Below are 13,761 nucleotides of genomic sequence, written 5' to 3'. Positions count from 1 at the left end.
CTCGGTTTCTGTCAGGTATTTTTAGCCGGGAACAGCGTCAGATAGACGTCGCGCACATCATCGGCGCTGACCTTGGATGGGACATTTTTCATCAGGCGCTGAACGTCCAGCGCCGCTTCCACCAGATACGGCAGATGGTCGCTGCCAATGCCGAGTGCTTCCAGGCTGGCGGGTAACTGCAGGCGTTTGACCAGATCGGCGAAATAGGCCACCAGCGCGTGGGATTTTTGCTCCTCGCTTAGAGAGGCATCGGCATCGGGGATCAGGTCATAGGCCACGGCGAACTTGCTGACCGCGGCCGGGCGCACGAAACGCATACAGGGCGCCAGCAGGATGGCGTTGGCAACCCCATGGGGAATGTGGTACTTGCCGCCCAACGGATAGGACATGGCGTGCACCAGGTGGGTGCCGGCATGGGCGATCGCCGCGCCACCGTAATAAGAGGCCCACAGCATGTCGAGTTTGGCCTGCAGATTGTCCGGCTGCGCCACGGCGGTTTCCAGGCTGGCGAACAGTTTCTTCATGCCGATCAGGGCATAATTGTCGCTCACCGGGTTGGCGACGGTGGCGGTAAAGCATTCGATCAGGTGGCAAAGCGCATCAATGCCGGTTGAAGCGGCAATCTGCGCCGGCATGCTGGTGGTCAATTCCGGCACCAGCGCCACGTAATCCGGCAGCATGACCGGTGAAATAATGCCGACTTTGGTTTCTTTTTCCGGGATCGCCAGGATCGCGTTTGGGGTGGCTTCCGAGCCGGTGCCGGCCGTGGTGGGGATCAGCAGCGATGTGGCGCGCCTGAGCGGCTTTTCCCCGGCCAACAGCGCCTCCAGCGTTGGCGCCTGCGCAATGCACAGCACCGACAGCAGTTTGGCGACGTCCAGCACACTGCCGCCGCCGATACCAATCACCAGATCCGCCTCCTGCACCGGTAACTGCTGCAAAATGGCGGCAACATCATGCTGGCTCGGCTCCGGCGGCACGCTATCCACCACCACCAAATGCCCGGCGCCGGCGCGAACCTGGGTGATAAACGCCTGGGCGGCAGGGATACGGGCAATATTCTGGTCCGTCACCAGCAGTACGCTGCGCTTTCCCGTTAACAGGTAACCAATGTCACTAAGCGCCTGATAGCCGCTGATAAGGGTGCTGTTGATATTCATTATTACCGACTCTCCTCCCGGCCCATTGGGCAACGGTGATTTTATTTACTCAAAATCACGCCATCTTTACTGCGTGCCGTGCTTATTTTATAGGCCATCTCGATATTGATTAATTTGAACTTGCTCACATATAATCAATTATGATTGAATATAATCAATAACAGAGTAACACGAAAAAGGCGGAATACGATGCAGTGGAACACACCGGTTCTGGTCATCGCAGATGATTTCACCGGCGCGAACGATGCCGGTATCGGGCTTGCCAGCGCCGGCGCCCAGGTCAGGGTGCTGTTTGAACCGCAGACGGCCGCCGCGCAAACGCAGGGAGTGCGGGTGATCAGCACCGACAGCCGGGCCGCCACAGCGGAAGAGGCAGCGCAGCGCGTTCGCCAGGCGCTGGCCGGCTGGCCGCAGGGGTTGGGTTGGGTGTTCAAGAAAATCGATTCAACGCTGCGCGGCAACCTGGGTGCCGAAGCGGAAGCCGCGCTGTTGGCCAGCGGCGCGCCAATGGCGCTGATCGCCCCGGCGGTGCCCCGGCTTGGGCGTATTACCCGCGGCGGCAACTGCCTGATCCACGGCCGCTTATTAACGGAAACGGAATTCGCCAGCGATCCCAAAACGCCCATCACCACCGCCAGCATTCAGCAGCGCCTGCAACAACAAAGCGCCCTGCCCTGCAGCCGGCTGCCTTTGGCGGCGGTGCGCGGCGGCGAACTGCAAGCGGCGTTGGCGCAGTTGCAGCAACAGCACGCGCGTTTTGTCATCGTTGATGCCGAAACCGATGACGATCTGCAACGCCTCATGCTGGCGGCGGCCCGCTTGCCACAGCGGCCGCTGCTGATCGGCGCAACCGGCCTGAGCGATGCCCTGGGCAGGCAGCTGGCCGACCGCCGCCCCGCTCCGCTGTTGGCGGTGATTGGCTCAATGAGTGAAATGGCGCAGCGGCAAATCGCACAGTTGAACGCCAGCCACGCCATCACGCTGGTGGATATCGATATCGAAGCGATGTTCCAGGGCTGGCCGCAGTTGGCGCACTGGCGCAGCGCTGTGGTTCAGGCACTGGCGCAAGGCCGGCACTGCGTGATCCGCACCAGCCGGCAGGTGGCGCAACGGCAAACCATTGACCAACTGTGCCGGCAGCACCGGATCACGCGCCTCCGGTTGGGGGAGGATCTGTGCGCGCTGCTGGCCCAACTGACCCAGGAAGTCCTGGAAATACAAACGCCGGCCGGGCTGTACCTTTCCGGCGGCGATGTGGCGCTGGCGGTCGCCCGCGGGCTGGGCGCCAGCGGCTTTCAGATTTATGGGCAGGTGGCGGGCTGTGTACCCTGGGGCCACCTGTTGAACGCCCGGCACAATTTGCTGGTTATGACTAAAGCCGGTGGCTTTGGTGATGAAAATACCCTGGTAGAAGTCATCCGTTTCATTGAGGAGAAGTCGAGTGAGTAAAACTATTGCAGTCACCATGGGCGATCCAGCGGGCATCGGGCCAGAAATTATCATCAAGTCGCTGGCGCAGGGGGAGCTTGCCGGCGCGCCGGCGGTGGTGGTGGGCTGTGCCGCCACGCTGCGGCGCATCATCAGCATGGGCATTACGCCGCCGGCGGAATTGCGGCTGCTTGGCAGCATGGCCGACGCACGCTTCGCGCCCGGCATCATTAACGTGATCGACGAGCCGCTGGCGCAGCCGGATAGCCTGCAGCCAGGCCGGGTGCAACGGCAAGCCGGCGATCTGGCCTACCGCTGCATCAAGCGCGCCACCGAACTGGCGCTGACCGGCGAGGTAGACGCCATCGCCACCGCGCCGCTCAACAAAGAGGCGCTGCACGCGGCCGGCCACCTTTACCCCGGCCACACTGAACTGCTGGCCAAGCTGACCCACAGCAAAGATTACGCCATGGTGCTGTATACCGACCGGCTGAAGGTGATCCATGTCACCACCCACATCGCCCTGCGCAAATTCCTGGATACGCTCAACCGTGAACGGGTAGAAACCGTTATCGGCATGGCGGATACCTTCCTTAAGCGCGTAGGCTACGCCGCGCCGCGCATCGCCGTCGCCGGCGTGAACCCGCACGCCGGGGAAAACGGCCTGTTCGGCGATGAGGAGATCACCATTGTCGGGCCGGCGGTCCAGGCCATGCAAGCGCGCGGCATTGATGCCTACGGCCCGTGCCCGCCGGATACCGTTTACCTGCAATGCTATGAGGGGCAATACGACATGGTGGTGGCGATGTACCACGATCAGGGGCATATTCCGCTCAAGCTGCTGGGTTTTTATGACGGGGTGAACATTACCGCCGGGCTACCGTTTATCCGCACCTCGGCCGACCATGGCACCGCATTTGATATCGCCTGGACAGGCAAAGCGAAGTCTGAGAGCATGGCAATCTCGATCAAACTTGCCATGCAACTTGCCTAGGAAAGGTATGAAGGGACAAAGCCGACTCGACCAGATTATGGACTATCTGAAAAGCCATAATCTGGTCACCGTTGATCAACTGGTTACTGCCATTTCAGCTTCACCGGCCACGATCCGCCGTGATCTGATAAAACTTGACCACGAAGGGGTGATCAGCCGGACGCACGGAGGGGTAACGTTAAACCGCTTTATCCCTGCACAACCCACGACGGTAGAAAAGATGCAACGCAATCTGGCGGAAAAACAGGCTATCGCGCAACGCGCGGTGGCGTTTGTCAAAGCCGGCGATGCCATCATACTGGACGCCGGCACCACCATGCTTGAACTGGCGCGCCAGCTCACGCACCTGCCGCTGCGGGTGATCACCGCCGATCTGCACATTGCGTTGTTCCTGTCGGAATTCAAACAAATCGAAGTCACCATTATCGGCGGGCGCATTGATGACAGCAGCCAATCGTGCATCGGTGAACATGGCCGCCGGCTGCTGCGCGGCATCAATCCCGATATCGCCTTCGTCAGTTGCAACTCCTGGAGCCTGGAGAAAGGCATCACCACCCCGACGGAAGAAAAGGCCGGGCTGAAGCAGGATCTGCTGGCTAACGCGCGCCGCCGGGTGCTGCTGGCGGACAGCAGCAAATACGGCTCCTGGTCGCTGTTTTGCGTTGCGCCGCTGGAAACGCTGACTGATGTGGTCACGGACAATCACCTCAAGCCCGAACAGCAGCAGGCATTGCAGGATAAAGGCTTTGCCCTGGCGCTGGCGGCCAGCTAAACCGCCAGCCCCATCAGGGCCGGCGGCGGTAGCGCTTACTGCCAGCCGTAGCGGCGCACAAACCAGCCTTTCACGCACTGGGTCAGGACCATATAGCCCGCCAAAATCGCGATCAGCCACGGGAAATACCCCAGTGGCAGAGCCTGCAACTGCAGGAAACCGGCCAGCGGCGAGAAGGTCAGCCCAACCCCGGTGGCGATCACCAGCAGCGTGGTGAGCAGCAGCGGCCACGACGGGCGGCTCTGCAGGAACGGGATCTTGCGCGTGCGGATCATATGCACAATCAGCGTTTGCGACAGTAGCCCTTCAACAAACCAGCCGGACTGGAACAGCGTCTGCATCTCCGCCGTGTTGGCCTGGAACACCCACCACATCAGGGCAAAGGTCAGCACGTCAAAGATCGAACTGATCGGCCCGAAAAACACCATAAAACGCCCAAGATCGGCGGAGTTCCAGCGCTGCGGCCGGGTGATCTGATCGTCGTCCACGTTGTCGAACGGGATCGCGATCTGCGAAATATCGTACATCAGGTTCTGGATCAACAGGTGCAGCGGCAACATCGGCAGGAACGGCAGGAAAGCGCTGGCGATCAGCACGCTGAACACGTTGCCGAAGTTGGAACTGGCGGTCATCTTGATGTACTTGAGCATGTTGGCGAAGGTGCGGCGCCCTTCGATCACCCCCTGTTCCAAAACCATCAGGCTTTTTTCCAGCAGAATGATATCCGCCGCTTCCTTGGCGATATCCACCGCCGAATCCACCGAGATGCCGATATCGGCCGCCCGTAGCGCCGGGGCATCGTTGATGCCGTCGCCCATAAAGCCCACCACGTGATCCTGCTTACGCAACAGTTGAACCAACCGCTCTTTGTGCAGCGGCGTCAGCTTGGCGAACACCGTGGTATCAGCCAACGCCTGCGTCAGTTCGGCATCGTCCATCCGTTCGATTTCGCGGCCGAGCAGCACGCGATCGGCCTGCAGCCCCACGTCCTGGCAGACTTTTGCCGCCACCAGCTCATTGTCGCCGGTCAGGATCTTCACCGTCACGCCGTTTTGCTTCAGCGCCGCCAGCGCCGGCGCGGTGCTCTCTTTCGGCGGATCGAGGAAGGCGATGTAACCTTCGAGGATCAGATCCGATTCATCGGCCACACCGTACTCTTCGCTTTGCGCCGGCAGGATCTTGTTGGCCACCGCCACCACGCGCAACCCCTGCTGATTAAGATCGTCGGTAATGCGGCGGATCCGCGCCAGCAGCGTATCGCTCAGCGGGATCACCTCATCGTTATGCCGCACATGGCTACAGATCGCCAGCATCTCTTCCAGCGCCCCCTTGCACACCAACTCGTGGTATTGCGCGTCTTTCGCCACCACCACCGACATGCGGCGGCGTTCGAAATCAAACGGGATTTCATCCACTTTGCGGTACTGTTGCAGCGCCTGCGGCTGGCCGTTCACGTCCGCGCAGCTAAGCACCGCCACGTCCAACAGGTTTTTCAGCCCGGTCTGGTAAAAGCTGTTCAGCCAAGCGTAATGCAGCACCCGCGCGCTGTTTTCGCCAAACACATCGGTATGGCGCTCCAGCACGATTTTGTCCTGCGTCAGGGTGCCGGTTTTATCGGTGCACAGAATATCCATCGCGCCAAAGTTCTGGATCGCATCCAGCCGTTTGACGATCACTTTCTGCCGCGACAGCTTCACCGCTCCGCGCGCCAGGGTGGAAGTGACAATCATCGGCAGCATTTCCGGCGTCAGCCCCACCGCCACCGACAGCGCAAACAGCGCCGCTTCCCACCAGTCGCCCTTGGTATAGCCGTTGATCAACAGCACGATCGGCGTCATCACCAACATAAAGCGGATCAGCAGCCAGCTCACCTTGGCGATCCCACTCTGGAAGGCATTCGGCTGCTCATCCTGGCTGGTAACGCGCTGCGCCAGTTGGCCGAAATAGGTATTGCCGCCGGTGCCAATCACTAACGCCAACGCCGTGCCGCTCACCACGTTGGTGCCCATAAAGCACAGGTTCTGGCATTCCAGCGGATCGTCCGCCAGGCTGCGCGGCGCGGCGCTTTTTTCCACCGGCAGCGACTCACCGGTTAACGCTGCCTGGCTGATGAACAGATCTTTCGCCGTGAGCAGCCGCAGATCCGCCGGGATCATATCGCCGGCCGCCAGTTTGATGATGTCGCCAGGCACCAGTTGAGCGATCGGCAACTCCACGTGCTCGCTTTTGCCGGTCAGCGCGTCGCTGCGGATCACCGTGGCGGTGTTGCTGACCATCGCCTTCAGCGCATCGGCCGCTCTGTTGGAGCGCGCTTCCTGGATGAAGTTAAGCAGCGTCGAGATCACCACCATCAGCGCGATTACTAGCGCCGCGGTCAGATCCTCGGTGGCATAGGAGATCATGCTCAGTGCGGTCAACAGGAGGTTGAAAGGGTTGCGATAGCAGTGCCACAGGTGTTGCCACCAGGCCTCTTTCTGCTGATCGTCAACGATGTTTTCGCCGTGCTGCTGGCGCGCGCGCGCCGCGTCGGTTTCCGTGATGCCTTCCGGGTGGCTGTGGAAACGTTCATAAAGCTGGGTAGTCGTAGCGGCCGCGCAGGCCAGCCGTTGTTCGGCCAGGTCGTGCTGCATTTCATGGCTGCCGGCGCTGACGCTGTCCAGCAGGCTGTCGCGGTGCACCAAACGGCGCGGCAGGCTGCGGCTGAACAGCCCCAGCAGCCGGCGTGGCAAAGTTTTCAGTTTCATCGTTCGTGCCTCATCGCCCACAGCCCTACGGCTGCGGGTTCAGTAAACCCAGCCGGTACAGGCGCACGAACGCCGGCCCCGGGCGGGCTTTTTCAGTCGATAGCAACAGGAGCGAACGCAGAACGCACGCTGCCGGTTACCGTGTTATTCACCGGTAAAACAGCAGCGCAAAAGCGAGGGGTTTTACCGGATAGCCGAATCGGCGCTTATGGGGGTAGGATCGGGATCCATTAAGGTAATGACCTCCGGTAAGTGACACACTGCATACCCGGCCCAGCCGGCGTATACGCGATAAAGAAAGCCCGGTTTTACGCAAGGATCACGCTGAAAAAATGCGTTATTCTGGCAGGCAATCATTATTGGCTGCGAGTTTACGCCTTTTAACCTCAACGATAAGTAAACCATGCAAAACCGACTGACAATCAAAGATATCGCCCGCCTCAGCGGCGTGGGTAAATCCACCGTTTCCCGCGTGTTGAATAACGAAGGCAGCGTAAGCCCACGCACGCGCGAACGGGTGGAAGCGGTGATCCGCCAACAGGGGTTTACCCCATCCAAGTCGGCACGCGCCATGCGCGGCCAAAGCGATAAAGTGGTCGGGATTATCGTTTCCCGCCTGGACTCGCCGTCGGAAAACCAGGCGGTGCGCACCATGCTGCCGCTGCTGTATCAGCATGGGTTTGATCCGATCGTCATGGAAAGCCAGTTTGAAACCCGCCTGGTGCAGGAGCATCTGCACGTGCTGGCGCAGCGCAATGTGGATGGCGTGATCCTGTTCGGTTTTACCGGGCTCACCGCCGCCATGCTGCAGCCCTGGCAGGAAAAAATGGTGGTGATGGTGCGGGAGTACGAGGGTTTTTCTTCGGTTTGCTACGACGACGCCGGCGCCGTCAACCTGCTGATGGAGCGGCTGCGCCGCCAGGGCCACCGGCATATCAGCTACCTGGGCGTGCACCAAAGCGACGCCACCACCGGCCAGCGCCGCTACGAAGCCTACCTTGCCGCCTGCCGCCGGCACAACATCGAGCCACGCGCCGCACTGGGCGAACTTAGCTACCAAAACGGCTTTCAGCATGCCGCCGAGGTGATCGTGCCGGAAACCAGCGCGCTGGTGTGCGCCTCCGACAGCATCGCCCTCGGCGCCATCAAATACCTGCAACAACAGCAAATCACCACCATCCAGGTGTGCGCCATCGGCAACACCCCGTTGCTCAGCTTCCTGTTTCCAGAGACGCTTTCGGTGGAGTTCGGCTACGGCAGCGCCGGGCAACAGGCGGCGCAACAACTGCTCGGGCAGCTCAGCGGCGAGCTGGCGATCCAACGTATTGTGGTGCCAAGCAGACTGTCATGAGGGAGCCATCAGGCTGATTTTGTGATCTTTAGCTCAAACCGGGAACGTTCCCATTTAATAAAAAAACCAAACGAGTAAGCTTTGAGCATCCGTCATACCTCTGTGCATGATCCATAAAAAAGGTATTCCATAATGAGCAAAGTAAAACAGAAGGATATCGATCGTTTGATAGTCCTGGTGGGCGGCCGTGAAAATATCGCGACCGTGAGCCACTGTATTACCCGGCTGCGCTTTGTCCTTAACGATCCGGATAAAGCCAAACCCAAAGAAATTGAAACGTTACCGATGGTCAAAGGCTGCTTCACCAACGCCGGTCAGTTTCAGGTGGTCATCGGCCCTGAAGTGGGTGATTACTACCAGGCGCTGATCGCCAGCGCCGGCGTCAGCGAAGCCAATAAAGAACAGGCCAAGGCGGCGGCACGCCAGAATATGACCTTGACCGAACGCACCATTTCACACTTCGCCGAGATTTTCTTCCCCCTGCTGCCGGCGCTGATTAGCGGCGGTTTGATCCTGGGCTTCCGGAACGTTATCGGCGATATTCCGATGTCCAGCGGCCAAACGTTGGCGCAGATGCACCCGGCGTGGAAAACCATCTACGACTTCCTGTGGCTGCTCGGCGAAGCCATCTTCATGTTCCTGCCGGTGGCCATCTGCTGGTCGACGGTGAAAAAAATGGGCGGCACCCCGGTGCTCGGCATCGTGCTGGGCATCACCCTGGTATCGCCACAGTTGATGAACTCCTATCAGCTCGGTATGCAGCTTCCGGAGGTGTGGAACTTCGGCTGGTTCACCATTGAAAAAGTGGGCTATCAGGCACAGGTGATCCCTTCCATCCTGGCCGGGATGGCGCTGGCCTGGATCGAAACCCGGCTGAAAAAACTGATCCCGGATTATCTGTATCTGGTGGTGGTGCCCGTGGTTTCGTTGCTGTTGGCCGTGTTCCTGGCACACGCGCTGATCGGCCCGTTTGGCCGCATGATCGGCGACGGCGTTGCCTGGGCGGTCAAAGCGGTGATGACCGGCAGCTTCGCGCCAATCGGTGCCGCCCTGTTCGGTTTCCTCTACGCGCCGCTGGTGATTACTGGCGTGCACCAGACCAGCCTGGCTATCGATATGCAGATGATCCAAAGCATGGGCGGCACCCCGGTGTGGCCGCTGATCGCCATCTCCAACATTGCGCAAGCTTCCGCGGTGCTGGGCATCATCATCATCAGCCGCAAGGCCAACGAGCGTGAAGTCTCGGTTCCGGCGGCCATCTCCGCCTACCTTGGCGTGACCGAACCGGCGATGTACGGGATCAACATGAAGTATCGCTTCCCGATGCTGTGCGCGATGATCGGCTCCGCGGTCGCCAGCCTGATTTGCGGCCTGGACGGCGTGCTGGCCAACGGCATCGGCGTAGGCGGCCTGCCGGGCATCCTGTCGATTCAACCGCAGTTCTGGCTGGTGTTCTCGCTGGCGATGCTGGTGGCGATCGTCATTCCACTGCTGTTGACCATCATGATCTACAAACGTAAAGCCCGCCGCGGGGAACTGCCGGTCTAAATGAATGGAGGGGCCCGCTGCGCCACATGGCTGGCACGGGCCCGCTGTAACAGTCAAAAGGTAATCAGTTATGAGCAACCCAATCCCCTGGTGGCAAAACGGTGTCATCTATCAAATCTACCCAAAAAGCTTCCAGGACAGCACCGGCAACGGCTATGGCGATCTGGCCGGCGTGATCCAACGGCTGGACTACCTGCAGGAACTGGGGGTCGACGCTATCTGGCTGACGCCGGTGTATCTCTCCCCGCAGGTGGATAACGGCTACGACGTGGCGGATTACTGCGCCATCGATCCAGCCTACGGCACCATGGCGGACTTTGAACGGCTGGTTGCGGCCGCGCACCAACGCAGCATCCGCATCGTGATGGACATGGTGTTCAACCACACCTCAACCGAACACCCGTGGTTCAAAGCGGCGCAGGACAGCAACAGCCCCTACCGCCAGTTCTATGTCTGGCGCGACGGTGAAGGCGACGCCCTGCCCAACAACTGGCGCTCCAAGTTCGGCGGCCCGGCGTGGCAATGGCATGAAGCCAGCGGGCAGTATTATCTGCACCTGTTCGCCACCGAACAGGCCGACCTGAACTGGGAACACCCGCCGGTGCGCGAAGAGCTGAAAAAGGTTTGCCGCTTCTGGGCGGATAAGGGGGTCGACGGTTTGCGCCTGGATGTGATCAATCTGGTATCCAAACAGCAGGACTTCCCCAGCGATCCACAAGGCGATGGCCGCCGCTTCTATACCGACGGCCCGCGTATCCACGAGTTCTTGCAGGAAATGAGCCGGGATGTGTTCCAGCCGAATGGGCTGATGACCGTGGGCGAGATGTCCTCCACCACGCTGGAGCATTGCCGCCAGTACGCCGCCAGCAGCGGCGTGGAACTGTCGATGACCTTCAACTTCCACCACCTGAAGGTGGACTACGCCGGCGGCGAAAAGTGGACGCTGGCGGCGCCGGATTATGTGGAGCTGAAACGGATTTTCCGCCACTGGCAGCAGGGCATGCATAACCGCGCCTGGAATGCGCTGTTCTGGTGTAACCACGATCAGCCGCGCATTGTGTCGCGTTTTGGCGATAACGGCGCGCTGCGCGTGCCTGCCGCCAAGATGCTGGCGATGGTGCTGCACGGTATGCAGGGCACGCCCTATATCTACCAGGGGGAAGAGCTGGGCATGACCAACCCAGGGTTCAGCAACATCGCGCAGTATCGCGATGTGGAAAGCCTGAATATGTATGCTGAATTGAACGCCCAGGGGCAGGGTAGCGATACGTTGCTGGCGATACTTGCCAGCAAATCACGCGACAACAGCCGCACGCCGATGCAATGGAGCGCGGCACCGCACGCTGGCTTTACGCACGGCACGCCGTGGATTGGCTGCGCGCCGAACTATAAAGAGATCAATGCGGAAGCGGCGCTGGCCGACGTTGATTCGGTATTTTATACCTATCGCCACCTGATCGCCCTGCGCAAGCAGTACCCGCTGCTGACGCTGGGTGACTATCAGGATCTGGCGCCGCAGCACCCGGCGCTCTGGTGTTATCAGCGCCGCTGGAACGGCCAGCGCCTGCTGGTGGCCGCCAACCTGAGCCGGGCGCCGCTGGCGCTAGAGGTGGAAGGGATCGCACTGGACGAACAGTGGCGCCGGCTGGTGTGCAACTACGCCGATGCGCCGGAGCATCCACACGCGGTAACCCTGCGGCCATTCGAAGCCGTGTGGTGGGTTCTGGAAGAGTAGTGATCGCCTGCTTCACTCGCCCTCACCCCAACCCTCTCCCGCCGGGAGAGGGAGCCGCCCGAGTTCGTTGATAAATAACGGCACTGCACTATCAGATTTCGTCCCCTCGCCCTCACCCCAACCCTCTCCCACCGGGAGAGGGCGCCGCCCGTGCTCGTTGGTAGATAACGGCACTGCACTATCAGATATCGTCCCCTCGCCCCTTTGGGGAGAGGGACAGGGTGAGGGGCCGTCCGTGCCGTGTAAATAAAGGCGCTGCACTATCAGATATCGTCCCCTCGCCCCCTTGGGGAGAGGGACAGGGTGAGGGGCAGTCCGTGCTCGTTGGTAAATAACGGCGCTTTACTGTCAGATATCGTCCCCTCGCCCCCTTGGGGAGAGGGACAGGGTGAGGGGCCGTCCGTGCTCGTTGATAAATAAAGGCACTGCACTATCAGATTCCGTCCCCTCGCCCTCACCCCAACCCTCTCCCGCCGGGAGAGGGAGTTGTCCGTGCCGTTGGTAAATAACGGCGCTTCACTGTCAGATTTCGTCCCCTCGCCCCTTTGGGGAGAGGGACAGGGTGAGGGGGAAACGTTACGCCGTGCCGCCTACGGTCAGCGTATCGAGCTTCAGCGTCGGTTGGCCGACGCCGACCGGCAGGCTCTGCCCTTCTTTGCCGCAGACGCCCACGCCTTTATCCAGCGCCAGATCGTTGCCAACCATCGAAATCTGCTGCATGGCTTCAATACCTGAACCGATCAGCGTGGCGCCTTTCACCGGTTTGGTGATACGCCCTTTCTCAATCAGATAGGCTTCCGACGTCGAGAACACGAACTTACCGGAGGTGATATCCACCTGCCCGCCGCCGAAGTTCGGCGCATACAGCCCGTACTCCACACTTTCGATGATGTCCTGCGGGGTGGATTTACCCGCCAGCATATAGGTGTTGGTCATGCGCGGCATCGGCAGGTGCGCGTAGGATTCACGGCGGCCGTTGCCGGTTGGCGCAACCCCCATCAGGCGCGCGTTGAGCTTATCCTGCATATAGCTTTTCAAGATGCCGTTTTCAATCAGCACGTTGTATTGCCCCGGCACGCCTTCATCGTCGATCGCCAGCGAACCGCGGCGGCCCTGCAGGGTGCCGTCATCCACCACGGTGCACAGTTCGGAAGCCACCAACTGCCCGATCTGGCCGCTGAACACCGAGGTGCCGCGGCGGTTGAAGTCGCCTTCCAGGCCGTGACCGACCGCCTCATGCAGCAGCACGCCCGGCCAACCGGCGCCGAGCACTACCGGCATCGTGCCCGCCGGCGCGGCGATGGCGGAAAGGTTCACCAGCGCCATGCGCACCGCTTCTTTGGCAAATACGTCGGCGCGCACTTCACCGTCCACGGTTTCCAGAAAATAGTCATAGCCGAAACGGCCGCCGCCGCCGCTGGCGCCACGTTCGCGTTTGCCGTCCTGTTCCACCAGCACGCTGACGGAAAGGCGCACCAGCGGGCGCACGTCTGCCGCCAGCGTGCCGTCGGTCGCCGCGACCAGCACCTGCTCATACACGCCGGTGATGCTGGCGCTGACTTCCTGCACGCGGGCATCGGCCGCGCGCGCAGCTTTGTCTACCCGGTGCAACAGCGCGATTTTCTCTTCACGCGGCAGGCTCTGCAAAGGATCAAGCAGCGGATACAGCGCCTGATGGCTGATTTCACCCAGGGTATGCACCTTGCCGTTGCCACTGTCGCGCACAATGCTGCGCGCGGCGACGGCGCTCTGGTTGAGGGCGTTAAGGGTGATCTGATCGGCATAGGCAAAACCGGTCTTTTCACCGCTGACCGCACGCACCCCAACACCTTGATCGATATTGTAAGAACCATCTTTGATGATGCCGTCTTCAAGCACCCAGGCTTCATGGTAGCTGGACTGGAAATAGAGATCGGCGTAATCAAGTCGGCGTTCTGCCAGTTGACCCAATACGGAGAACAGGTCTTGATGACTCAGCTTATTCGCAGCGAGTAACTGCTCACTGACAAACGTCAGGCTCATAGTATTT

9 protein-coding genes are annotated in these 13,761 nt (G+C 60.5%); 6 read left to right on the top strand and 3 right to left on the bottom strand.

The features are described 5' to 3' along the window. Positions 1-11 precede the first annotated feature (11 nt). Positions 12-1,160 (bottom strand): iron-containing alcohol dehydrogenase, encoded by a 1,149-nt coding sequence (locus ABFX35_RS18790; RefSeq protein ID WP_346082442.1) that lies wholly within the window; start codon positions 1,158-1,160, stop codon positions 12-14. Positions 1,161-1,349: 189 nt separating this feature from the next. Between ABFX35_RS18790 and dtnK the strand changes: the two genes are divergently transcribed. From dtnK to ABFX35_RS18775, 3 genes are read left to right on the top strand one after another with little or no spacing between them, the layout of a single operon-like run. Further along, positions 1,350-2,609, top strand: a complete 1,260-nt coding sequence (gene dtnK, locus ABFX35_RS18785; protein WP_346082441.1) for a D-threonate kinase — start codon at positions 1,350-1,352, stop codon at positions 2,607-2,609. Continuing rightward, entirely contained in the window at positions 2,602-3,582 is a 981-nt protein-coding gene (locus ABFX35_RS18780; RefSeq protein WP_346082440.1) for a D-threonate 4-phosphate dehydrogenase, read from the top strand. The genes dtnK and ABFX35_RS18780 overlap by 8 nt, the downstream gene beginning before the upstream one ends. Positions 3,583-3,589: 7 nt before the next feature. Further along, positions 3,590-4,354, top strand: a complete 765-nt coding sequence (locus ABFX35_RS18775; protein ID WP_279027332.1) for a DeoR/GlpR family DNA-binding transcription regulator — start codon at positions 3,590-3,592, stop codon at positions 4,352-4,354. Positions 4,355-4,389: 35 nt separating this feature from the next. On the opposite strand, the gene mgtA is transcribed toward ABFX35_RS18775, so the two are convergent. Beyond that, positions 4,390-7,098 (bottom strand): magnesium-translocating P-type ATPase, encoded by a 2,709-nt coding sequence (gene mgtA, locus ABFX35_RS18770; protein WP_346082439.1) that lies wholly within the window; start codon positions 7,096-7,098, stop codon positions 4,390-4,392. A 403-nt stretch (positions 7,099-7,501) separates the two neighbouring features. Here mgtA and treR point away from each other — a divergent pair, with 403 nt between their 5' ends. The 3 genes from treR (at position 7,502) to treC (ending at position 11,732) form a co-directional block, all read left to right on the top strand. Then, on the top strand, positions 7,502-8,449 hold the full coding sequence (gene treR / locus ABFX35_RS18765) for a trehalose operon repressor TreR (RefSeq protein ID WP_279027336.1): 948 nt from the start codon (positions 7,502-7,504) through the stop codon (positions 8,447-8,449). 132 nt (positions 8,450-8,581) lie between these two features. Next, positions 8,582-9,997 carry a PTS trehalose transporter subunit IIBC gene (treB, locus tag ABFX35_RS18760; RefSeq protein ID WP_346082438.1) on the top strand — a complete coding sequence of 472 codons (1,416 nt, stop codon included), beginning with the start codon at positions 8,582-8,584 and terminating at the stop codon, positions 9,995-9,997. A gap of 70 nt (positions 9,998-10,067) precedes the next feature. Then, a complete protein-coding gene (gene treC / locus ABFX35_RS18755; RefSeq protein ID WP_346082437.1) occupies positions 10,068-11,732 on the top strand; it encodes an alpha,alpha-phosphotrehalase in 1,665 nt (554 codons plus the stop codon). 576 nt (positions 11,733-12,308) lie between these two features. Here treC and tldD read toward each other — a convergent pair. Beyond that, positions 12,309-13,754, bottom strand: a complete 1,446-nt coding sequence (gene tldD, locus ABFX35_RS18750; protein WP_346082436.1) for a metalloprotease TldD — start codon at positions 13,752-13,754, stop codon at positions 12,309-12,311. Positions 13,755-13,761: the final 7 nt, after the last annotated feature.

The organism is Gibbsiella dentisursi, assembly GCF_039539505.1.
Classification (GTDB): Bacteria; Pseudomonadota; Gammaproteobacteria; order Enterobacterales; family Enterobacteriaceae; genus Gibbsiella; species Gibbsiella quercinecans.
This window is presented reverse-complemented; position numbering and strand designations above follow the sequence as displayed.

Excerpts from the sequence above, each read along its gene's own strand:
- ABFX35_RS18790 (WP_346082442.1), bottom strand. The coding sequence starts at position 1,160 with ATGAATATCAACAGCACCCTTATCAGCGGCTATCAGGCGCTTAGTGAC.
- dtnK (WP_346082441.1), top strand. The coding sequence starts at position 1,350 with ATGCAGTGGAACACACCGGTTCTGGTCATCGCAGATGATTTCACCGGC.
- ABFX35_RS18775 (WP_279027332.1), top strand. The coding sequence starts at position 3,590 with ATGAAGGGACAAAGCCGACTCGACCAGATTATGGACTATCTGAAAAGC.
- mgtA (WP_346082439.1), bottom strand. The coding sequence starts at position 7,098 with ATGAAACTGAAAACTTTGCCACGCCGGCTGCTGGGGCTGTTCAGCCGC.
- treR (WP_279027336.1), top strand. The coding sequence starts at position 7,502 with ATGCAAAACCGACTGACAATCAAAGATATCGCCCGCCTCAGCGGCGTG.
- treB (WP_346082438.1), top strand. The coding sequence starts at position 8,582 with ATGAGCAAAGTAAAACAGAAGGATATCGATCGTTTGATAGTCCTGGTG.
- treC (WP_346082437.1), top strand. The coding sequence starts at position 10,068 with ATGAGCAACCCAATCCCCTGGTGGCAAAACGGTGTCATCTATCAAATC.
- tldD (WP_346082436.1), bottom strand. The coding sequence starts at position 13,754 with ATGAGCCTGACGTTTGTCAGTGAGCAGTTACTCGCTGCGAATAAGCTG.